This is a genomic window from Acinetobacter sp. 161(2023) (assembly GCF_037027805.1).
Taxonomy (GTDB): domain Bacteria; phylum Pseudomonadota; class Gammaproteobacteria; order Pseudomonadales; family Moraxellaceae; genus Acinetobacter.
Map to the genome: position 1 here is coordinate 81,443 of NZ_JAZEYD010000008.1, position 22,253 is coordinate 103,695.

The 22,253-nt window shown below is 39.1% G+C and carries 17 protein-coding genes; 8 read left to right on the forward strand and 9 right to left on the reverse strand.

Annotated elements, in window-relative coordinates:
- Positions 1 to 8: 8 nt before the first annotated feature.
- Positions 9 to 329 carry a pyrimidine/purine nucleoside phosphorylase gene (locus tag WA249_RS09460; RefSeq protein WP_336168192.1) on the forward strand — a complete coding sequence of 107 codons (321 nt, stop codon included), beginning with the start codon at positions 9 to 11 and terminating at the stop codon, positions 327 to 329.
- Positions 330 to 418: 89 nt separating this feature from the next.
- On the opposite strand, the gene WA249_RS09465 is transcribed toward WA249_RS09460, so the two are convergent.
- From WA249_RS09465 to WA249_RS09480, 4 genes are all read right to left on the reverse strand, one after another.
- A complete protein-coding gene (locus WA249_RS09465; RefSeq protein WP_336168193.1) occupies positions 419 to 1,123 on the reverse strand; it encodes an SDR family oxidoreductase in 705 nt (234 codons plus the stop codon).
- A 239-nt stretch (positions 1,124 to 1,362) separates the two neighbouring features.
- Entirely contained in the window at positions 1,363 to 6,519 is a 5,157-nt protein-coding gene (locus WA249_RS09470; protein ID WP_336168194.1) for a DUF4011 domain-containing protein, read from the reverse strand.
- Between the two features lie 274 nt (positions 6,520 to 6,793).
- Positions 6,794 to 7,588, reverse strand: coding sequence for a TorF family putative porin (locus WA249_RS09475; protein WP_336168195.1), 795 nt, complete (start codon positions 7,586 to 7,588; stop codon positions 6,794 to 6,796).
- An 81-nt stretch (positions 7,589 to 7,669) separates the two neighbouring features.
- Positions 7,670 to 8,584, reverse strand: coding sequence for a LysR family transcriptional regulator (locus tag WA249_RS09480; protein ID WP_336168196.1), 915 nt, complete (start codon positions 8,582 to 8,584; stop codon positions 7,670 to 7,672).
- A gap of 100 nt (positions 8,585 to 8,684) precedes the next feature.
- Between WA249_RS09480 and WA249_RS09485 the strand changes: the two genes are divergently transcribed.
- From WA249_RS09485 to pcaD, 7 genes are all read left to right on the forward strand, one after another.
- Positions 8,685 to 9,791, forward strand: coding sequence for a muconate/chloromuconate family cycloisomerase (locus WA249_RS09485; RefSeq protein ID WP_336168198.1), 1,107 nt, complete (start codon positions 8,685 to 8,687; stop codon positions 9,789 to 9,791).
- 23 nt (positions 9,792 to 9,814) lie between these two features.
- Positions 9,815 to 10,105, forward strand: coding sequence for a muconolactone Delta-isomerase (catC, locus tag WA249_RS09490; RefSeq protein ID WP_003651954.1), 291 nt, complete (start codon positions 9,815 to 9,817; stop codon positions 10,103 to 10,105).
- A 160-nt stretch (positions 10,106 to 10,265) separates the two neighbouring features.
- Positions 10,266 to 11,186 (forward strand): catechol 1,2-dioxygenase, encoded by a 921-nt coding sequence (gene catA / locus WA249_RS09495; RefSeq protein ID WP_336168200.1) that lies wholly within the window; start codon positions 10,266 to 10,268, stop codon positions 11,184 to 11,186.
- 134 nt (positions 11,187 to 11,320) lie between these two features.
- Positions 11,321 to 11,992, forward strand: a complete 672-nt coding sequence (locus WA249_RS09500) for a 3-oxoacid CoA-transferase subunit A (RefSeq protein WP_336168202.1) — start codon at positions 11,321 to 11,323, stop codon at positions 11,990 to 11,992.
- A gap of 18 nt (positions 11,993 to 12,010) precedes the next feature.
- Positions 12,011 to 12,664 (forward strand): 3-oxoacid CoA-transferase subunit B, encoded by a 654-nt coding sequence (locus WA249_RS09505; protein ID WP_151962951.1) that lies wholly within the window; start codon positions 12,011 to 12,013, stop codon positions 12,662 to 12,664.
- An 11-nt stretch (positions 12,665 to 12,675) separates the two neighbouring features.
- A complete protein-coding gene (gene pcaF / locus WA249_RS09510) occupies positions 12,676 to 13,896 on the forward strand; it encodes a 3-oxoadipyl-CoA thiolase (RefSeq protein ID WP_336168206.1) in 1,221 nt (406 codons plus the stop codon).
- 10 nt (positions 13,897 to 13,906) lie between these two features.
- Entirely contained in the window at positions 13,907 to 14,686 is a 780-nt protein-coding gene (pcaD, locus tag WA249_RS09515) for a 3-oxoadipate enol-lactonase (protein WP_336168208.1), read from the forward strand.
- A gap of 65 nt (positions 14,687 to 14,751) precedes the next feature.
- Here the strand turns inward: pcaD and WA249_RS09520 are convergent, their stop codons facing one another.
- From WA249_RS09520 to WA249_RS09540, 5 genes are all read right to left on the reverse strand, one after another.
- The gene (locus WA249_RS09520; protein ID WP_336168210.1) at positions 14,752 to 16,239 is read right to left on the reverse strand and encodes an NAD-dependent phenylacetaldehyde dehydrogenase; all 1,488 of its coding nucleotides are present in this window, start codon (positions 16,237 to 16,239) and stop codon (positions 14,752 to 14,754) included.
- A gap of 33 nt (positions 16,240 to 16,272) precedes the next feature.
- Entirely contained in the window at positions 16,273 to 17,490 is a 1,218-nt protein-coding gene (locus WA249_RS09525; RefSeq protein ID WP_336168402.1) for a hypothetical protein, read from the reverse strand.
- A gap of 143 nt (positions 17,491 to 17,633) precedes the next feature.
- The gene (tynA, locus tag WA249_RS09530; RefSeq protein ID WP_336168212.1) at positions 17,634 to 19,949 is read right to left on the reverse strand and encodes a primary-amine oxidase; all 2,316 of its coding nucleotides are present in this window, start codon (positions 19,947 to 19,949) and stop codon (positions 17,634 to 17,636) included.
- A gap of 209 nt (positions 19,950 to 20,158) precedes the next feature.
- A complete protein-coding gene (gene feaR, locus WA249_RS09535) occupies positions 20,159 to 21,073 on the reverse strand; it encodes a transcriptional regulator FeaR (protein WP_005040201.1) in 915 nt (304 codons plus the stop codon).
- A 198-nt stretch (positions 21,074 to 21,271) separates the two neighbouring features.
- Entirely contained in the window at positions 21,272 to 22,228 is a 957-nt protein-coding gene (locus WA249_RS09540; protein WP_322004504.1) for a p-hydroxyphenylacetate 3-hydroxylase reductase component, read from the reverse strand.
- Positions 22,229 to 22,253 lie beyond the last annotated feature (25 nt).

A 22,253-nucleotide genomic window follows, 5' to 3' on the forward strand; every position in this document is an offset into this window, starting at 1 on the left:
GACAAACAATGTCAAATCAATTTGATTTTGTTTCTATAAAGAAAAAAGCGAATGTCCACTATGACGGGCGGTCAATTAGTCATGTAATTGAACTTGAAGATGGGACAAAAAAGACTCTAGGAGTAATCCTTCCAACAGATAAGATTTTGACATTCAAAACCCATGTTCCCGAGCGTATAGAAATAATTTCAGGAAAATGTAGTGTTCAAATTGGTGATGATCCTGAAACTAAAATTTATTCAAGCGGCGAATCTTTTAATGTGCCTGAAAATAGTAAATTTAAAATTATGACAGATGAAGTGATTGATTATGTCTGCCATTTAGAGTGAGTTAGAATTAAAGAAGTTTTTTTTATCATAGTAAATGATATTTAGTGAAGTTTAAATTGTCATCAACCTAGACCTTTTATCATTATTCGCTATAAGCTTCCACCACCATCAACATTTAGAACTTGGCCTGTAATAAAGCCTGAATGATCTGACAGTAAAAAAGAGACAGCATGCGCAACATCTTTTGGTGTTCCGATCCGTCCTAACGGAATACTATCTAAAATGGCTTTCTCAGCTAAACTACCAACAGGTCTGTTTTTTCTAAAAAGTTCTGTTTCAATTGGTCCAGGCGCTATACAGTTTACTGTTATCCCAAATTCAGCTAACTCAAGTGCCCAAGTTTTAGTACAACCAACCAATGCACTTTTTGCTGCTGAGTATGCTGTCCGTTCTTTTGCCCCATAAATAGCCCTGCTTGCAATATTAATAATTCGACCAAATCGTTGTTCTTTCAGTTGATCAACGAAATGCTGAGTCACTTGGATGGCAGCTCTTACATTTAGGTTCCAAACATCCTCTAAAGCCGAAAACGTAATCTGGCCTAAAGGTTGAGGTAAACTAATGCCAGAATTATTAACTATTCCATGTATAACGTGAGATTCAGAGATCAAGGCTAACGCTTCTTTAGTTTGTTCTATATTCGATAGATCACAACTAAATAGCTGCCCGTGAAAGTCTATATTATTAATATTTCTAGCAATTCCAATAACTTGATGTCCTTGCAAAAAGAGTTCATCACTAATTGCTTTTCCAATACCTTTTGTAGCGCCTGTAACTAAATAAGTGTTTTTCATAGCGGATCCTCAATAGTGGTAAAATAATTTGTGTTCAGTTTTCCTCTTTAAATGTAAAAATAATAAAAATGGTATCTATAATTTTTATGATGAAATCTGGATTTACATTGATTAAAGAGCACTCTAATTAATATCTGAACGATGGTACTACACTCATAAAATAATAATTATTTCCCCTATAAGTATTCATCTAGAGTATAGAAACAGATAAGGGTTGTCCTTATCTGTTTTTATATAGGTTAAGCAACCTTTTGATTCGCTTTTATCTCTTCTAATACTTTTACCAATTTAGTTAGGTTTTGATCAGGATCTAACCACCAATCCACCGCCCAAACAGATAAAACCTCCCAGCCTAATCCATTTAAAACAGTCGGTCTAAGTTGATCTCGATCTCGTGCAGTAGCTGCTTTAGCATAGTTTTCACCATCTACAAGAATACCTGCAATATAACTACCCGAGTTCAAATCATCCTTAATGGCTAAATCTACACAGCTATCACCCTGACCTATTCCAAGATCCACACTCCAGCCTTGTTCATTCAGCTTATTTTGTAGGTACTGTACGAATTCTTTTTTAGTCTGCTGTTTAGTTTGATCAGTATAATTTAAATGCAATTGACCACTGCGGGCAAAAACGAGGAAGTCTTTTAAATCTCTTACGCCCTCACTATTGGTGCGTGTCAAATTAATTTCTTCTGGGCTCAAGGCCGAGAACACATGTAAACCCTGACGAGCACGAGTAATTGCTACATTTAGACGGCGCTGACCACCTTGACGATTAAGCGCACCAAAATTCATTGATAAGCGACCATCCTGATCTTTTGCATAGGTAATTGAGAAAATGATGATATCGCGCTCATCTCCTTGCACATTTTCTAAATTCTTAACGAACAAAGGTTCAATGCCTGATTTACTGAGTGTCTCTAACTCAGGATAATTCGCCAATTCATTATCTAGCAAATCTTCAATCAACTTCTGTTGAGTCATATTGAAAGTGACCACACCTAGGGTCAAAGGAGTCTCTTGTCCTAACTGTGACTGTAAATGCTGAATAATAAATTCAACAATTGCTTTAGCTTCATTTGTATTGGTCCGCGTATCGCCTTTGTCGTAAACACCCTCAACCACATGCAGTTTTACAGCGGTATCTTTGGCAACAGGTGCAGGGAAAGTAAATAAACCACCTTTGTAATATTTCTGATTACTAAACTGAATGAGACTTTCATAACGACTGCGGTAATGCCAGTTCAAAGCTAATTCTGGTAACTGGGCAGCAAGGCATTCATCCAAAATACTTTCTAAGTCTTCCGTTACTTCCTCATCAACCTCTTCTTCAGAATCTCCTTTACCAAAGAAACTTGTTGGTGGCATTTGTTTATTATCACCCACCACAATTGACTGTTTACCTCTCGCTAATGCTCCAATCGCATCCCAAACTGGAATCTGCGATGCTTCATCGAAAATCACCACATCAAATTTTGCTTCTGTATCTAGATATTGAGCAACTGATAACGGACTCATTAGTAAGCATGGCTTTAACCCAACTAATACGTCAGGAATCTGGCGCATTAATTCACGTACAGGAATATGACGACGTTTCTTACCTAATTCTTTATTTAAGACAGTCCACTGCGCCTTATATTTATCTTGTTCACTAAAAATAGCATTCCAACGATGAATAATCTCATGACTCGCAGCAAGCTGGTGTTCTCGATCTTGCTGTGAAAAAGCCTGGATTTTCTGTTCATGTTGTTGACTATTGAACTGATTTAATTCTGGATGTTGACTAAATTGATGAGTAATCCAGTGTCTCGCTAAATTAATATTCAAGCGTTTTAAAGCAGATTCCAGTTCCAATGGAGTATGAAAAAGTTCAAAGGCCAATGGTTTTAAACCCTGTTTAATTAACTGGCTCTTTATAGCCTGCCAATTTAACCAATGTCTCCAAGATGAACTATTTTGCTGCAATTGCTGCTGTCTTTCGATAATTTCATTAAAATTAATCTCTAGATATGGAGTAAGTGGGGCATCATTTTTCAGTGCATGGTCATTCAGCAATTGACCGAATGTATTTTCCACCTGAGCTAGGTTTTGTTTGATTTCATCCAAACTATTATTTTTACTAAATTCCACAGCTTTTAATAACGTTGCCTGATCTGTAATTGTCGATGCAACGATTTGCTTAATTTCTTGCCACTGATTGTGAATAGTTTCAAAACTTTGCCACGCATTCTCTTCACCTTGCCAGTAAGGACCAAGTTTACTTGCCAACTGATTTTCACATTCAGTGAATTGTCGTTGTTGACTTTGAATATGTTGTAAAATAGGCAAGTCATGAGCAACAGCCAAAGCTGTAGGGCGTTGAGCCGAAGCTTGATAAGTTTTGACTAAATTTCTCAGCTGGAATTTAGCGAACCATGAGAATGGGAAAATTTTTGATTCTGCTTCACGCCATTTAAAGGCAATTTGATTTAAATCTGCTTGATAAATTTGAGACTGATATTGTCCCACTAACGAAGAACGCTGCTGTCTTAAATCTTGGGTTATTTGTTTTGCTTGCGTAATCGTACTTAAATCTAAATCTTTAATAATACTTAATAATTTTAAATCGGTTTGCTGAACAAGGTCGGATAATGCCGTAAAAATAGAGACATCATGTTTAACCTGACTCAGATTCTGCTTTTCACTAAAATCAAAAACTTCTTGCCAAGTAGAAATTGAATTTTGCAAACGCTGTATCTGCTCTACAAGTTGATCTTGTAATATTTGATACTGTTCTTGCCATGCCAAACTCCAAATTGGCTCAGCTAAACCTTCGGCAAAACCATTCAATACATCTTTCGCATTTTCGTTGACGAGCTGACGTAAACTTACAGCTTGTGTCACCGTTTCATTCAGTAATTCACGTTTTTCTGCTGTCAGCGTCGCAATATTGATATCAGGAAAACGCAAATGCGGTGTATCCCGAAAACGAAGCTCATCACTCATTGCAGCATACAAACTCCAACCAATTGGGTGTGAGGTATGGAGATTTTTTACATGTCGATTTAGATCATCACGTGTTTGAACCAGTCTGTCTGAGAGTTTCTGCCATTCTGTTGTTTTAGGTTGAGTACTTAAAAAGTAAGGATCATTGTTTTTTTGCGCTCTTTCTCTTAGTTGATCTAGCACTTCCATTTTTTGGGATTTTGATGAGTGTAGCTGCAAGCACAACTCACTTAAGCCAATTTGTGTCAAACGGCGATAAACAACCTCTAAGGCAGCCATTTTTTCAGAGACGAATAATACCGATTTACCATCTGCCAAACATTGAGAAATCATATTTGTAATGGTCTGCGACTTACCTGTACCAGGGGGACCAGACAATACAAAAGTACGCCCTAATGCTGCGGACATGACTGCTGCTAACTGTGAAGAGTCAGACGACAATGGAGTAAATAATTGCTGTGGCTTATATTGTTGGTCTAATTGAACAGGTTGCGGGAATTCATCTTGTTTAATAAAAGGTTCCCGTGGGGATTCAATCAGATGATTCACCACCGCTTGATTTTTTAGCTGATCCATTCGCGAAGACAAATCAAGCCACATTAAATATTTTGAGAATGAAAATTGCCCAATAGCAGCCTCAGCTTTTACTTCCCATCCCGCTATATTTACAATCGCCTTACGTACAATATGTAAAACCTGATTAACATCTACGCCAGATTCATCTGCTGGTAAAGGATTCAAGCCCGCAATATCAAGTTCAAAATCCTGCCTTAATAATTGTAATAGTGTGGAGTTAAAACGTGGCTCATCATCATACATAAATAGACGATAGCCAGTTTTAGCTGTCTCACGGGTAATCTGTACAGGAATGAGGAGTAGCGGTGCCTTAAATGTACGTTTTGAACGTTCTGATTCTCTCCACTCAAGAAAACCAACCGCAAGAAATAATGTATTAGCTCCGCCTTCTTCTAATGCAGTACGTGAAGCACGATAAACCTCAATCAGGCGCTTTTCTAATAAGGGGGTATCTAAAGGGCTAAATAATAATTTTCTAGAAAGGCTTTCATCAACGTACTGATCAATATGTTGGCTTTCATTGTCGCGCTGCACATCTTTTAGCGAAATACTATCAACACTTTTAAATAAGAAACCTTCCTGATTTGCCAATGCATCTTCAAGTTTGCTTAACGTTAACTCAGAGCACTGTAAAGGAATACTGTAACGATTATCCTTAAAATTTAAGAGTTTGTTACGAAGACTTAAATCCAACAGACGACGTAACCATCGATCAACCCTAGTGGTTTTGCTTTCAACAGGACGGTCGATATCGTAATTAGGAATAGATGCAGATGCCCATTCAATTTCTGTTTCATCAAGGTGATTCTTCTTTTCCTGATAGGCAGAAATGGGCTTAATACCGCGTAATCGAGACTGACGAACATCAATTGCAAGATAAAATTTATTCTGGCGAGATTCATCCTTAATATACTGTTTTGCAGTTTCAAGAGCAGAAGAAAATTTTGCTTGATGTGTGAGTAGAGTCGTTTCTATAAAAACGATTTCACCCAAATCGTAACGTTTTCTTAATGCCTGAATATCATCAATAATTAAATCAACATTAGGGGTTTCATTTAACCAAACACCCAGATAGGAATGCCCCTCTTCAATAATGATTAATGTATCGAGTCCAATTTGTTCAGCCAAGGCACTTAACAACATTGTGGTATCTAAACAACATGCCAGTTTTTCTTCAAAAATCTGTTTTGCTAAACGTACACGTTGTCCCGATTTAACAAAACTTGCTGGACTCACAATGTAATGAATATCTTGTGGCAATAAAGAGTCCCATAGTGCATTTAACTGAGATAAAACAGAATCTCTATCTCGGTCTTGATAACCACTTAATGACCCTAGTTGTTTTGTTTTTAGAATTTCACTCGCTTTAACAAGAATTGGACTAAGTGCTGAAGCATTAGGTTGTGAAAAACTAGCCAATAATTCAATGGGCTGACGTTCCCCACCCCAAGTGTCAATCGTTAATACATCGATTTCTATCTGTTGTTCTGCCAGTCGTTCTTCATTTTTACTTAACCAAACTACTTCGATACTTCCTTTAATATTCTCAGGTAATTCTTGCAACATTTGAATATCAAAAGCTATTTTGGGTTTATCGAGAGCCAAAACTTGGTGGCCTTCTAGGCTTGCGATATGAATGGTATGTTCTTTGAAATACTCAGGATTAGAACGAATAACAATTCGAGAGTCAGAAATAGTTTCAGTCGAAGAGATGAGAACTTGTCGAATGAGGGGTACTGAATTTTGTTGTAAAACAAAACTCAAAGCTAAAGCACAATCAACTTGTAATGAATATTCAGAATTCGTTTTTTGTTTATTGTCAACTTCTGACATTATTTACCCCTTATCACTTTTATTAAAGATGTGCTTAAAAACTAAAGTTACAATATTAAATGATTTATGTCTTAGTTTAAAATTAAACAAATAGCGATATTAAACATTTCTTGGCTGAGAAAAGTAAATTCCTAGCCTTACGACTAAGCGTGTTAGTACACTTATTCGTTGATACAGTGTGGTTAAACGGAATCGTTTTTTAACTACGTTTGGAAATTTAAACTTACAGATGACTTTCAAGCGTAGTTAATCAGACAATATTAATAAATTTAACTTAGAACACCTTTTTTACAGACACTGTAAAAGTCGAATCAATCGGATTTGAAACAGGCGCACCCGTTTCACCATTACTATACCTTTTATAGTAACTATTTTTATCCCATGCTTTTGTATACGCGAGTCCTGTAGTCCAACCATCACCTAAATTTTTAATGAGCTCAGCTTTAACATCCTGAAAGTTCGACTCTGAAAAGTTTTTGATTCTTTCATAGCCATAGTGGGCACCAAAAGTCCAAGTGTCATTAATCGGCTGGGTAAAGTTCAGATCTAAATAACTTGATCCTCTTGATCGTTTACCAGCAGGTCCACCCATGGTTTTAGAGTTATAACCAGCATAATCTGGTGTGTAAGTCACAAAGTATTTAAGGCTTAAAGGACCATAACCAATTTGAGGTACGATTTCACCATAGTTATAACTACTACTCCCCGTTTCTGGTGTACTTTTCGCGCCTGGGTAGTAGTAATAAAAAACCGACATTCCAATTGAAAATTTATCGATTGTTTTTAAATAGCCTGTATAAACATCCCATTCAACTAAAGCATCCCGCAGATAGTTGGAACTTACACTTGATGCCCAAGTCCCAACAAAAAAACCATTAGGATTGGCATAATCCAGTCCACCTTGTAAGGCTGGTTTACCCCATGTTTGTTGGAAACCACGTGATATATATTGGCTAGCAAAGGTAACATTCGCGCTATATGGAGAGGTTTTTTCTTGTTCGTTTAATTGTTCTGCATGTACAACACAGGTAGACATAATGAGAGAAGCTGCGCCTAAAATTTTTCTCATCTATTAATTCCTTTTAAATATTACCTATAGGTTTAAAGTTTTAAAATAACATGAAAAATCTAGTTTAAGAACCTTAAAAGTTTATAAATTCAAGTTTCTAGACACATCTTCTTCGCTATAAATCTCTTCAATACAATCTAAAATTTTTGGAATATAAGAACTTTGATCCATGTTGCGCATGGATAGAGAGATTGGACTATAGGCTTCTAAGTCTAAGATATTTAAGTAAGTTAAATTCTTCATGCCGATATCACAGGCGCTTTCTGGAATAATACAAATACCCTCGCCCGATGCCACCAAACCAAGCGCCATATGAATTTCTCGTACTTCGGTCAGCTTGGCTGGGATTAAACCTAACTTGGTAAATAAAGCTTGAATAGTGGTCGAAAAATTAGGCTTAGGTGTCGTTGGATAAGAAAAAATCGTCTCATTGATAATTTGAGATAAGTAAATTCCTGAATCTTGAAATTCACTTAATGGATGCTTTTTATGAATCGCGAGTTTTAATTTTTCTTTGCGAAGTAAAAGCCTTTTAATCGCTGGATCACTAATAGGCAACCGACCAAAACCTAAATCGATTTTACCTAACTTTAAAGCCTCGACCTGATCTCGTGTGCCACATTCAATAAGCTCGACATGAATGTCAGGATTCTTTTGTCTAAATAGATAAATGACCTGTGGTAAACGCCCGTAAAGAAGTGAGCTGACGTAACCAACTTTGACAATGTTCTCTACCAGCTTCATTTTTTTAGCCATGGAAGCAGCTTGAGCGGTATGCGTTAAAATTTGAACAGCATGTTGGTAAAAAAACAGCCCTGCTTCTGTGGCTTTTAATGGACGCGACCCTTTCACGAATAAATCAATGCCTAATTCTTCTTCTAGTTTTTTGATTTGACGCGTGAGTGGTGGCTGAGCAATAAAAAGCTTTTCTGCGGCTTTAGTCAGACTTTGTTCTTCAACAACGGTAACAAAATAACGTAGATGTCTTAATTCCATTAATATACCTTTTTAGTATCTTAAAATACCGTTCTATATCTATTTTAGGCTATTACATTCTTCTATGGTATGTAAACAAGTTTGAAATAGTTGAAACTTCATGTATAGAACCATAGAAACCATACTTGTGGATATTCCAACTATCCGTCCTCACCAATTGTCTGTAACAACAATGCGTACTCAGACTTTGGTGCTCGTTAAAATTACGACCACGGATGGTATTGTAGGTTGGGGTGAAGCGACCACCATTGGTGGACTGAACTATGGTGAAGAAAGTCCTGAAAGTGTCAAAGCCAATATTGATACTTACTTTGCACCATTACTCGCATCAGTTAAAGATTTAAACGTTGCTCAAACACTAAAACTAATTCGTAAGAATATTAATGGTAACCGTTTTGCGAAATGTGCCATTCAGACCGCTCTACTTGATATTCAGGCAAAACGTTTAGGCGTGCCGTTAAGTGAAGTTTTAGGTGGCCGTCTGCGTAATAGTTTACCTGTACTTTGGACGCTCGCGTCTGGCGACACAGAAAAAGATATTGCTGAAGCTCGAAAAATGATTGAGCTGAAACGTCATAACACGTTCAAACTCAAAATCGGTGCACGTCCTTTGCAACACGATGTTGATCATGTGATTGCAATTAAAAAAGCACTGGGTTCAGATATTAGTGTACGTGTCGATGTAAATCGTGCATGGTCAGAGCTGGAATGTATTCAAGGTATTCAACAGCTACAAGATGGCGGGATTGATTTAATTGAACAGCCTTGTGCTATTCAGAATACTGAAGCACTTGCCCGTTTAACACATCGTTTCGATGTGGCAATCATGGCGGATGAAGCTTTAACTGGGCCAGATAGCGCATACCGTATTGCAAAAAGCCATGGGGCTGACGTATTTGCGGTAAAAATTGAACAATCTGGTGGTCTGATCGAAGCATGTGAAGTGGCCAAGGTTGCAGGTTTGGCTGGAATTGATCTTTATGGCGGCACTATGCTTGAAGGCCCTGTAGGTAGCATCGCTTCTGCTCATGCATTTGCAACCTTTGAAACATTAGCTTTTGGTACTGAATTATTTGGTCCGTTATTGCTTACCGAAGAAATTTTGAAAGAACCGCTACGTTACGAAAACTTTGAATTGCACTTGCCAACTGCTCCGGGCTTAGGCATTGAAATTGATGAAGATAAAGTCGAGAAGTTGCGTCGTTAAGGCAACAGGATAAGGAGTTTCCCATGTTATTTCATGTACGTATGGATGTGCATATTCCACTTGATATGCCAGCCGACAAAGCAAATGAAATTAAGGCCGTTGAAAAAGCCTATTCGCAAGATTTACAACGTCAAGGTAAATGGCGACATATCTGGCGAGTTACAGGCCAGTATTCAAACATCAGTATTTTTGATGTCGAGAGCAATGAGGAATTGCACAATATTTTACAGGGATTACCTCTCTATCCTTACATGAACATCGAAGTCATGGCGCTTAATCGTCACCCTTCTTCTGTTCGTGATGATGATTCGTAATCTAAGAAAATAGTTTGAGTGTGTGGTCTGAAGCACATTCAAAAACTAAATATATTGATTCAGAAGGTAACAAGGAACGTGGCAGCAATATTCGCTAGCAAAACAAAATGCCCGCAATACTGCCACCCAAAACCGTATTGCATACTTAAGGAGTTTTAGTATGAACCGTCAACAAATTGATGCGCTTGTAAAACAAATGAATGTCGACACAGCTAAAGGCGAAGTCGATGCACGTGTTCAGCAAATTGTAGTGCGCCTTCTCGGGGATTTATTTCAAGCCATCGAAGATTTAGACATCCAACCTTCAGAAGTATGGAAAGGTCTGGAATATTTCACAGATGCAGGCCAAGCAAACGAACTTGGACTTTTAGCAGCTGGCTTAGGTTTAGAGCACTATCTTGACTTACGTGCAGATGAAGCCGATGCAAAAGCTGGCGTTAGTGGTGGCACACCTCGTACCATTGAAGGCCCACTTTATGTAGCTGGCGCGCCTGAAACTATTGGTTTTGCTCGTATGGATGACGGTACTGAGTCTGGCAAAATTGATACCTTAATTATTGAAGGTACCGTAACCGATACTGATGGCAATATCCTTGAAAATGCTAAAGTTGAAGTATGGCATGCCAACAGTTTAGGTAACTATTCATTCTTTGATAAGTCTCAATCTGACTTTAACTTACGCCGTAGTATTTTGACTGATGCTGATGGTAAATATGTTGCATTAACCACGATGCCTGTTGGGTATGGTTGCCCGCCAGAAGGTACAACTCAAGCCCTTCTTAACAAGTTAGGCCGCCATGGTAATCGCCCATCTCATGTTCATTACTTCGTTTCAGCACCTGGCTTCCGTAAGCTTACAACTCAATTCAACATTGAGGGTGATGAGTACTTATGGGATGACTTTGCTTTTGCAACACGTGATGGATTAGTAGCAACAGCAGTTGATGTAACTGATCCAGCTGAAATCCAACGCCGTGGTTTAGATCATGCTTTCAAACACATTACGTTCAATATCGAACTTGTAAAAGATGCTGAAGCTGCACCTTCAACAGAAGTTGAACGCCGTCGCGCTAGCGCTTAATTGAAAGTGTATGTGAGTTAAAAGTTCGCTTTTGACTCACAAAATTTATTCCATTTATTACTACCATTAAGAATTTAAATAAATTTTTAGCGGTAGTAATACATCACGTTACCTCATGCTCTAAGGTTTCTCACATGATTGACAAAAGTAAGTCCTCTCTTAGCGAGGTACTATCGCAGATTAAAGATGGTGCGACCATTCTGATTGGTGGTTTTGGTACCGCAGGACAACCCGCTGAACTCATTGACGGACTAATTGAACTGGGTATTAAAGACCTGACTATTGTCAGTAATAACGCCGGTAATGGCGATTATGGTCTGGCTAAACTGCTTAAAGCTGGTTCGGTTAAAAAAGTGATTTGCTCTTTCCCACGTCAGTCAGACTCTTATGTGTTTGATGAACTTTACCGTGCTGGAAAGGTAGAGCTGGAAGTGGTTCCGCAAGGTAATCTGGCTTGCCGTATTCAGGCAGCTGGTATGGGACTAGGCGCTGTATTTACCCCAACAGGCTTTGGAACACTTTTAGCTGAAGGCAAAGAAACCCGCCAGATCGATGGTAAAGACTACGTACTTGAATATCCAATTAAGGCTGACTTTGCCTTGATTAAAGCTTACAAGGGCGATCGCTGGGGTAATCTGGTTTACCGTAAATCTGCACGTAACTTTGGCCCGATCATGGCCATGGCCGCTGATGTCACGATTGTTCAAGTGTCTGAGGTCGTTGAGCTAGGTGGACTAGATCCAGAGCACATCATCACCCCGGGTATCTTTGTACAGCATGTTGTCCAAGTACAGCCCTCACAGTAAGCAATAAGGAGAAATAACATGAGCTACCAGAAACTCAGCCGTGACCAGATTGCAAAACGTGTGGCACAAGACATTCCAGATGGTGCCTATGTGAACTTGGGCATTGGTTTACCAACCAAGATCGCCAGCTACTTACCTAACGATAAAGATATTTTCCTTCATTCTGAAAATGGCCTGTTGGCTTTTGGTCCACCACCAGCGGAAGGTGAAGAAGACCCTGAACTGATTAATGCGGGTAAAGAATTTGTGACCATGCTCGAAGGCGGTAGCTTTTTCCACCATGGCGATTCATTTGCGATGATGCGTGGTGGTCACCTTGACATTGCAGTACTTGGAGCCTTTCAGGTTGCAGCGAATGGTGACTTGGCGAACTGGCACACGGGTGCACCCGATGCCATTCCTGCGGTGGGTGGTGCGATGGATTTAGCTGTAGGTGCTAAAAAAGTATTCATCACCACAGACCATGTGACTAAGCAAGGTGAACCGAAGATTGTGGCTGAGCTGAGCTATCCTGTTACAGGTAAACACTGTGTTGATCGTATTTACACAGACCTTTGTGTGATTGATGTGACTAAAGATGGTTTAAAGGTACTTGAGAAAGTAGAAGGTCTTAGCTTTGATGAGTTACAGGCTTTAACAGGTGCAACTTTGATTGATGCGACACAAGGGTAAGGAAGTAGGAAATGACATTAAAAAACGCTTATATCATCGATGCCATCCGTACTCCATTCGGCCGTTATGCCGGTGGCCTTGCACCTGTCCGTGCCGATGACCTTGGCGCTGTGCCGATTAAGGCTCTCATGCAGCGTAACCCGAATGTAGATTGGGAACAGGTCGATGATGTGATCTATGGCTGTGCTAATCAAGCCGGTGAAGACAACCGCAATGTCGGTCGTATGTCGGCTTTACTTGCTGGTCTACCATATCAGGTTCCAGCAACCACCATTAACCGTTTGTGTGGTTCTTCGCTTGATGCGATTGCTATTGCTGCCCGTGCTATTAAAGCTGGTGAAGCTAACTTGGTGATTGCAGGTGGTGTAGAAAGCATGAGCCGTGCACCTTATGTAATGGGTAAGTCTGAAAGTGCTTTTGGCCGTAGCCAGAAGATTGAAGACACCACCATGGGCTGGCGTTTCATTAATCCTAAACTTAAAGAATTGTATGGTGTAGACACCATGCCCCAGACTGCCGAAAACGTGGCTGAACAGTTCAACGTTAATCGTGCAGATCAGGACCAGTTTGCCTTGGTGAGCCAACAACGCACCGCAAGCGCGCAAGCCAAAGGCTTTTTTTCTAAAGAAATCGTGGCAGTTGAAATCCCTCAGCGTAAGGGTGATGCTGTGGTGATTGATACCGATGAACATCCACGTGCCTCAACTACTCTTGAAGCTTTAAGTAAACTTAAACCAGTTGTTAAAGCAGATGGTTCTGTGACTGCGGGTAATGCTTCAGGCATTAACGATGGTGCAGCCGCATTGCTTATTGCTTCTGATGAGGCAGTTCAAACCTACAACTTAAAACCGCGTGCCAAGATCATTGCTTCAACAGCGGTGGGTGTAGAACCACGTATTATGGGTTTTGCTCCGGCGCCAGCCATTAAAAAACTACTTAAACAAGCCAACCTCACTTTAGAGCAGATGGATGTGATTGAGTTGAATGAAGCCTTTGCTGCACAGGCTTTGGCCGTGACCCGTGATTTAGGTTTGCCAGATGATTCTGACAAGGTAAATCCAAACGGTGGTGCAATTGCATTGGGTCATCCACTTGGTGCATCAGGTGCACGCCTCGTGACCACAGCCCTAAACCAGCTTGAACAGACAGGTGGTCGTTATGCCTTATGTTCAATGTGTATTGGTGTAGGTCAAGGCATCGCTTTGATTATTGAACGTGTTGAAGCACTTTAAGGAGAAACAAATGACATCTTTTCAATCTGCCGATGCACAAATTAACTATCAAACTTTTGGTGAGCCATCTTCCCCTGCTCTAGTGTTTTCCAATTCTTTGGGCACCAATTATGGTATGTGGCAAAAACAGTTTAATGAGTTAAAAGATCAATTTTTTGTGATCTGCTATGACACTCGTGGTCACGGTTCATCATCTACACCTAACGGCCCATATACTGTAGAGCAACTAGGTGAAGATGTTGTTCATTTACTAGATCATTTGAATATTAGCAAAGCTGCTTTTTGTGGAATTTCCATGGGTGGTTTAACAGGTCAATGGCTTGCGATTCACTACCCTGACCGTTTTAGTCATGTGGTTGTGGCAAATACTGCCGCTAAAATTGGACAAGAACAGGCATGGCTTGACCGCGCAAAATTAGTACGTGAGCAAGGTTTACAACCAATCGCAGCTACAGCAGCTTCGCGATGGTTTACAGATCCCTTTATCCAAAGTCATCCTTCAATCGTCAACAACCTGTGTAACGACTTAAGTGCTGGCAGCGCAATGGGTTATGCCAATTGTTGTGAGGCTTTGGCTAAAGCGGATGTCCGTGAGCAGTTAAAAGACATTAAAATTTCTGTATTGGTAATTGCTGGAACTCAAGACCCCGTAACGACTGTTGCAGATGGTGAATTTATGCAGCAACGTATTCCACAATCAAAACTTACAGAAATAGATGCCTCTCATATTTCTAATGTCGAGCAGCCAGAAGCTTTTAATAAAATCCTAAAGGATTTTTTATTAGGTTAGTTTTAATGATTCAAAAAAATGGCCTATAACGGCCATTTTTTTGAATATGCATTTAGTTTTTAAAATTAATACCGAATCATTACCGATTTTAATTCGGTGTAATCTTCAATAAATGCCTCCGAAAACTCTCTACCAATGCCTGAAGCTTTTACCCCGCCAAATGGAACAGATGGATCTAAGAACGTATGCATATTGACCCACACGGTCCCTGCTTCAATCTTAGGAATTAAACGCAAAGCTTTAGATAAGTCATTTGTCCAGATACTTGCGGTTAAACCAAAGCGAGACTGATTCATAAGCTGAATAAGTTCTTCATCAGTTTCGAATGGCATTACCCCGACCACTGGACCAAAAGTTTCCTCTGAAAATAAAGGATCATCCGTATTTTTGAAGGAAATCAAAGTCGGCTGTACAAAATATCCTGTCTGATCTAGAGTCTCACCACCAGCAATAATCTGGTTGTTAGCTTTGGCCATATCTAAATAATGTTTCACTTTATTAAAATGTGGCTGATTAGAGAGCGGACCAAACATACTTCCTTCATCCATAGCCGATCCAATTTTGAACTGCGAGAGTGCTTTCGAGAGTTTCTCGACAAGTTCATCATGTTTTGTACGGTGTACAAAAAAACGCTCTGGAGATGCGCAAACTTGACCTTGATGTACAAAAGTTGCTTGCAACAAAGTCGGTAAAATCTCATCAATATTTGCATCGGCCAGAACGGCTATTGCATTTTTACCACCCAGCTCCAGACTTACACGGGTTAAATCGCTGCTCATCGCGAGTTTACCAATGGCAATGCCTGTTGGTACTGAACCTGTAAACGAGACTTTCTTAACGAGTGGCGACTCAATTAAATATTGCCCTGTATCGCCCTTACCTGTCACTACATTAATTACACCAGCCGGAATACCTGCCTCAATGGCAAGTTCAGCTAAACGTAATAAAGATAAGCTGGCAAATTCACTTGGTTTAAGCACAATGGTACAGCCAGTTGTTAAAGCTGAACCGATTTTCCAAACGCCAATCATCAGTGAAAAATTCCAAGGCACAATCCCTGCAACCACACCAATCGGTTGTCTTAAAGTAAAGGCCGTATATTTTTCACCTTGCATAGAAGGAATAGAGGGCTGCATGGTTTGACCATTAATTTTGGTTGCCCAACCAGCAAAATATCTCAAGAAAATAACGGATTGTGCGACCTCAAGATGACGGGAAATATTGATAAGTTTTCCAGTAGACAACGATTCGAGCTGTGCAAGTTCTTCACCATATTGCTCAATTAAATCGGCTAGCTTGTTCAGTTTAACGCCACGTTCATACGGCGTAGTTTCAGCCCAAGCATTTTGAAAAGCATGTTCAGCACTTTTTACCGAACTATCTACATCTTGTTGACTACCAATACTAATTTGAGCAACAACTTGTTCAGTCGATGGATTTACAATATCAACTTTATCTAAAAGCTCGGCAGCAACTAATTTTCCATCAATAAAGTGTCCATGTTGACGTGCCATAAATTGCTGTACGCTTTCTAAAATCTGAACTTCACTCATTTTTATTTCTCTCAATTCATTAAAAAGGATCTATTAATAGATGTATTGCAGAATCAACTGCGCATATACATTGTTCTTGTCATCGTAGTTTTGAGTACCGCCACTCTGGATATCCTGTTTAGGCTTATAGAGTCCAACCAACGGAATAACGTTAAGTTTTTTATTGACGGACCAAACCGAGAACACATCCAGTTCATGTCCGTCTACATTAGTTAAAGACTTATTTACTGTTTTGAACTTATACGCCAAAGCGCCCAACATAAAATTTTCTTTCAAGTTCATCATGTAAGAGATTTTATGAATATCTGCATTTTTATTGAATGGACCAGCATAGTTTCCGGCAACTTCGCCCTGAAACCATGTACCAAAGCCGACTGTATTTCCATAAAACATAGGGTCATATTGGTCTGAAAAATGGCTAAAACGGTAGCCTAATGAGGGGGTATATTTTGAAGATAAAAAATTATAGTTCAGCGCTAAATAGCCGGCATTTTCTTGGCTATCTTTTTTATCTTGAACTACAAACTCAGTTTTAACTTGTAGCTCTGCTAAAGGTTGATAATTGAAACGTAAAGCATAATTTTTAAGATCTTCGCGCCCTGAAACCTGTTCAGCATCTTCAAGATCTAATACATTTAAATAGGTAAACCCAACACCCTTATCTTTAAGCTGATACATCAGATCAGTCACAAAAAGTTCAGGTGAAAATTGTGCTTTATTGTTTGACTTTAAATAAGCCAGCTTTAACGTTGTATTCTCTTGCGGTCTGTATTGAAGCAAAGTCGTAAAATCAAAACTTCGACGAGCTGCCAGATAATATGCTCCGCCCCGATCTAGTGTGCCATCCGCAGGTGCTTTACCGAGATTTAACGCATCACCCGCAATGAAAAACCCATCACCAATCATGATATTTTGTCGACCGATACTTAAATCATAGGTCGTTAATTCATCTTTATTGGTGCCGTCTTTAAAACCAATGATCCATTCATTCACATCTGTTTTACGTTCTTTACCATTACTATTTTGGCCTGCGTCACCATCACCAAATGTTGCCGAGCTAATACCGCTCAAACTTGAATAGAGCTGATTGTTTTTGAAGGTGTATTGTCCTTTAGCACCATATTTAAGATGGCCTTCTTGCCAATTGATTCTTTCATCATCTAGGTTTTCGCCGTTATAACTTTTACCGCCACTAAAAGCCCCAAAAGTTGCTTCAAAAGTCGGTTTAATTTCAAGCTCACCAGCATGCACAGTTGAAAAAAATGAGACAAAGAGAGTCCCTCTCACAACCTGAGAAAATAAATTTTTCATTGAGAAATTCCTTTTTGCGAACGGCCTACCAGCGCTCAGGAATGGGTAACTTATTCTTTACCCATTCTGGCTCATGCACATTTTTAGTGATGGTCGTGCTGCGTGTTTTGCTCTTCTTCACCCAAGTTTAAAGTCGGGGTGTTGTCAAAGAAGTTCCAAGGTTTGATGAGCGTATTGACCCACTCTGTCGGCATGATTGGCCATTCTTCAGCACGTGCCACATGCGTTGTCCCTGTTGTCATCCAGACCACAAGATCTTTATTTTCAATATTTTCATTGTTGCTAATAAACTGTCCTAACCCCGTATCGTGAGTCGAACGGTTAGAATATTTACCTTCAGGATAGCGCTCGTCTGGATTGTACTGAGTCACCCAAATTTGCTTATCCATGAAGTTTAAACGTTTAAATAACCATTCATCTTTAGAAAAATTAGCACCTTTTGCTACAGGGTGTGTTCCACCTGCAAACGGAATGAGTTGGTAAGAAACCGGATTGCCTAATTTATTTTCCTTGTTGAAATTCGTGAGTAAGCGAATAGTGGATGGATCAAATTTTTCAGCCGCATTTTGCTCATTCGTAATGACTTTACTATCAATTTGCATTGAGCTTGTACGAACACCACCTTTGTCATTGGCTTTCACTACAGGGTCCATATGCATAAAGCTGTTGTTTTCCCCATCTACATCCATGTCTAAGCGGAAGTTATAGATATGTTGATGCGTTGTACCGACAATATTATGGTCAATTAAAGTTCCATATTTAGTGTCTTCTTTGGCAGTACTGTCATGCATAGTGCGAGATTTAACACCTTTAACAGCTTCAATACCTGTTGCACCCGCATTAATCCCAATTACACCATTTTGGGCAAATACCCAGTCAAACATGTAATCGTAGTTTCCAACCGTACTAATCCAGCGCACGACAAGTTCACGGCGGGCTTCACTGGCATCTTGGTTACCAAAAATTTCGTGATGTTTATATTCAGGCCCAGCATAACGTTCAAATACAGCAATGGCATTTGGAATTACTTGTGGTTGGCCTTTGTAGTCTGCAATCACAGCATCAAGTAAAACAGCGTTGTCGGGTGCATCAGTTCCAGGAAGAATAGATGAGGTAAGTGTTCCCATACCATATTCGCCAGAGTCTAAATAAGATTTGAAGTACCATCCAATATCAGGGTCACCATATGGAACTACCATTCCACCCAAGTTGCCTTCATACATGACTTTCCGCTTTACGCCTTTGTCTTTATAAGTCACTGTAGAAAGTTGTAAGCCAACACGAGAGTCTAAGGCTACATGCAAACACCAGTTCCCCCAGTGTACGGTTTGGCCTGTAATGGAAAAGTTCTTACCCTCTGGTTCAGTAATATTGAGCGGTTTTAGCTTGCTTGCTACTGGCTTATTCGACATATAAGGTCGATTTGCCATTGGCACAGGAATGATCGCGCCTTCTTCAATCTTAATAATTTTTTCTTTATCTAAATCGACTACAGCAACTAGATTTTCAATTGGATGCGCCCAATAGTTACCATCCCCTACATCTAGGTAAGCGACAACTTTTAATATATTGAGTTGTTTATCAAGTCCATCTTTACCGCCAAAATATCCAACGGTCAGTGGTGTAGCAATCACTTTCTTCACATCGGTAATGCCACGTTTGCGTAAAGCTTCCTGATATTCTTTACTTGTCTCAATTACACGCTGTACAGCTTCAAAATTATCGAGCAACACCATTCCATGGGTATCTTTAAGTACATTCCATTTGGTGACTTGTTGAGTATTAAGGTTAACTTCACCTTCAATCGCTTGACTCCCCTTTAATAAAATAAATGAGGCAATACGATCTTCTTTAAATTCTTTGTTATTAATAAAGTAATCCCAGACTTTGGCTTTTGCCGGTTCTTTTAGCTTTAACTCGGCAAAACGCATATTTTTATAGGCGTATTTCGAGCGGTTAATCACATCAAATGTCTTTTTAATTTCGTCAGAATTTAAGCTATTGAGCGGGTGAAACGTATTTTCAATTTTGAAAGTTTGATCTAACCCAGACTGGAATACTTCATTAAAAAAATCTTTTCCAATAACAGGTTTACCATCTTTAATTAATAAAGGCACGCTGAGTTTGAAAGGCTTTCCATTCACCAAAACCTGATCTGAATTGGGTTTGGCCCGAACCACCATCGAGCCTTTGGTGATCAAATAAGTATTGGTAAAATCATCTTTAACAACTTTAGCGCCTTGCTCACTCATGTTTTGATAAAGTGAGACCATTTCGGACTTTCCACCATGAGCAAACGCTTGAGTATTGAGTCCCCAAAAGCTTGCAGCGATTGATAAGTTAAGTGCCAGTATTTTTTGTATGTCATTCAATAATCGTTGTTTACGCATTGGTTTCATCCTTTTCATCTATCCCTGAACTATCTGAATCAGACAGTTAAAATGCACTTTCCTGTGAGTAAAATTCATTAGACCAACTTAATAGTTTTATGGTTATTAAGCTTATCTAACCTGCTCTAATGAATTTAATTTCAACACAGTTACATAGGGCTAGCTTGTTCAAGAATGACGTCGAATTTGTCTAAAAATGACATTGAGAGACGAAAGTTTCAAGCCGACATACCCTCTCTAAATTCTTTAGGAGAGATACCATAAGTCTTCTTAAATATTTTTGAAAAATGTGCGCCATCCCAAAAGCCCCATTTCAAAGCAATTTGTGTAATCGAGCTTTGTTTATTTCTTTTATCGAGTAAATCTGCTTTGACTTTTTCTAAGCGTTTGAGCTGTATATATTTGTTAATAGATAGATTTTCTTGAAGAAACAGACGATAGAGATGACGTAACGATACCCCAATATGTTCTGCAATTAACTTGGGTGTTAAATCCGGTTTTGCTAAGTTTTCTATAATATAGCGCTCGGCTTTTTCCATCAGATTATTGGAGCTATTAATATTTTTATAATTAATTGTCGGTTTAATTAAGGCAATCAGCGCATCTTCAAAAGCATTACCATCTTCGGTTGCATACCAAAGTTTAATATTTTCAGCAGACATGTTTTTCAAAATATTTTTTAGCAAAAAACCGCTCATATTTTGAGTAATGAGTTTTCCAAAATATTCGGTACTAATATTTTCTTTAAGTAATTTTTCACGCGACAAGTGCACTGAAATCTGGCTAACCAAACCTTGCGGATACATCGAAATGGTTTCGACTGGATCGACCAACACAATATCGCCTTCATTCAGGCTTAGCGTTTCATTTTTATACTCGAGCAGCATTTTTCCCGAATACTGCAAAATCAAAAAACAAAAACGATTATTCACTCGATCGATTTCATCGGCTTTCCGGACAATCTTATTTGCATTATTTCTGATAAAAGCAATTTCGGTATCACCCAACAAGAAACATTGAACTTCTCCAATGAATAAATTACGGGTGCCGTCAAAATCTGTTTCAAAATTTCCGCAAACATTCTTGATATGGTGTGTCCAATTCAACAATGCATCACTTACATATTGGTTCATCCCTTACCTCTCTATACACGTGCCACTGCTAAAGACTTTTCTTTTGCTGTGGTTCACTGTCTTGGCTTATTTGCAATCATGTTTTATTGATAAACAAATTGTGTGCCAAAAATTCCTTATCCTTGGAATTCTTTTGATTATAGTCAGCTAGATGTAAAGAAGCTGATAAATCAATTCAATTTATCAGCTTAATGAGGCTTATGCTACTCCTGCAAAGTCTCGCAGCATGGTAATAAAAATATCCTTTTGTTCCTCAGAATACTTTTTAAATACCTCGTTTTGGTGGCTATCGGCAATATCAAACAAATACTGCGCCGTTTGTTTACCTTTCTCAGTCAGTGCGTACAAATTATCGTGATCAACCAATAACCCTTCAAATTTTAAAATCTCAGCCGATCTTTCAACTTCTTGCATTGGCATAGCAATATCTCGCGGTAAATCTTCTTTACTTGAAGCAGTACCACTTGCCAAAACAAGTAAGAGCCGTGATTCACTGGTACGGAAACCAGAAGCCATTTGCTTAGGAATATAGTCAGTTTGATAAGCTTTAAAAGCACGACTCATCAAGTAGCAGACATTATTATATAAGTGCCCATAATGTGTTTGGTCTATGCCATTCTCTTCAGTTTGTTTCACTTGAAGGCTTGGATGCGGCATCACACAAGAATATGCACCTTGATGGTAGACCAGCGGGCTTCGGCCTTGGTCATGGAAACGAACCACTTTACCAACAATAATCCAGTGGTCACCACCTTCAATAACTTGATAACGTTCGCACTCAAACACCGCTGAACAATTTTCTAAAATGGGTGCGCGTCCAGCACCAAGTTGAAAGTTCGTGTCTGCAAATTTATCAATATTACGTCTCGAAAACTTATTAGACAGCTCAATTTGCGTGCCCGATAAAATATTGACTGCAAAATGTGTTGCTTCTTCAAATACTGAAAAACTTGAAGATTTTTTATCAATACTCCACAAAATAAGTGGTGGATCGAGTGACACCGAGTTAAAACTATTTGCGGTTACACCGACTTTCTCACCTTGTGCATTTTGTGCAGTAACAATGGTAACGCCTGTTGCAAAATTTCCTAATGCTCGTCGGAACTGTAGTGGATCGACCGTAAACTCATCTATTTGTTGTAATACATTCATCATCTTTCTCCTAAACCTTCTCTTACAT

What these genes read in the sequence shown, in the direction of transcription:
- WA249_RS09540 (WP_322004504.1), bottom strand. Translation starts at nt 22,228, where the DNA reads ATGATGAATGTATTACAACAAATAGATGAGTTTACGGTCGATCCACTA.
- WA249_RS09475 (WP_336168195.1), bottom strand. Translation starts at nt 7,588, where the DNA reads ATGAGAAAAATTTTAGGCGCAGCTTCTCTCATTATGTCTACCTGTGTT.
- tynA (WP_336168212.1), bottom strand. Translation starts at nt 19,949, where the DNA reads ATGAAACCAATGCGTAAACAACGATTATTGAATGACATACAAAAAATA.
- WA249_RS09505 (WP_151962951.1), top strand. Translation starts at nt 12,011, where the DNA reads ATGAGCTACCAGAAACTCAGCCGTGACCAGATTGCAAAACGTGTGGCA.
- WA249_RS09470 (WP_336168194.1), bottom strand. Translation starts at nt 6,519, where the DNA reads ATGTCAGAAGTTGACAATAAACAAAAAACGAATTCTGAATATTCATTA.
- catA (WP_336168200.1), top strand. Translation starts at nt 10,266, where the DNA reads ATGAACCGTCAACAAATTGATGCGCTTGTAAAACAAATGAATGTCGAC.
- WA249_RS09480 (WP_336168196.1), bottom strand. Translation starts at nt 8,584, where the DNA reads ATGGAATTAAGACATCTACGTTATTTTGTTACCGTTGTTGAAGAACAA.
- WA249_RS09465 (WP_336168193.1), bottom strand. Translation starts at nt 1,123, where the DNA reads ATGAAAAACACTTATTTAGTTACAGGCGCTACAAAAGGTATTGGAAAA.
- feaR (WP_005040201.1), bottom strand. Translation starts at nt 21,073, where the DNA reads ATGAACCAATATGTAAGTGATGCATTGTTGAATTGGACACACCATATC.
- WA249_RS09520 (WP_336168210.1), bottom strand. Translation starts at nt 16,239, where the DNA reads ATGAGTGAAGTTCAGATTTTAGAAAGCGTACAGCAATTTATGGCACGT.
- pcaD (WP_336168208.1), top strand. Translation starts at nt 13,907, where the DNA reads ATGACATCTTTTCAATCTGCCGATGCACAAATTAACTATCAAACTTTT.
- WA249_RS09460 (WP_336168192.1), top strand. Translation starts at nt 9, where the DNA reads ATGTCAAATCAATTTGATTTTGTTTCTATAAAGAAAAAAGCGAATGTC.
- pcaF (WP_336168206.1), top strand. Translation starts at nt 12,676, where the DNA reads ATGACATTAAAAAACGCTTATATCATCGATGCCATCCGTACTCCATTC.
- catC (WP_003651954.1), top strand. Translation starts at nt 9,815, where the DNA reads ATGTTATTTCATGTACGTATGGATGTGCATATTCCACTTGATATGCCA.
- WA249_RS09485 (WP_336168198.1), top strand. Translation starts at nt 8,685, where the DNA reads ATGTATAGAACCATAGAAACCATACTTGTGGATATTCCAACTATCCGT.
- WA249_RS09500 (WP_336168202.1), top strand. Translation starts at nt 11,321, where the DNA reads ATGATTGACAAAAGTAAGTCCTCTCTTAGCGAGGTACTATCGCAGATT.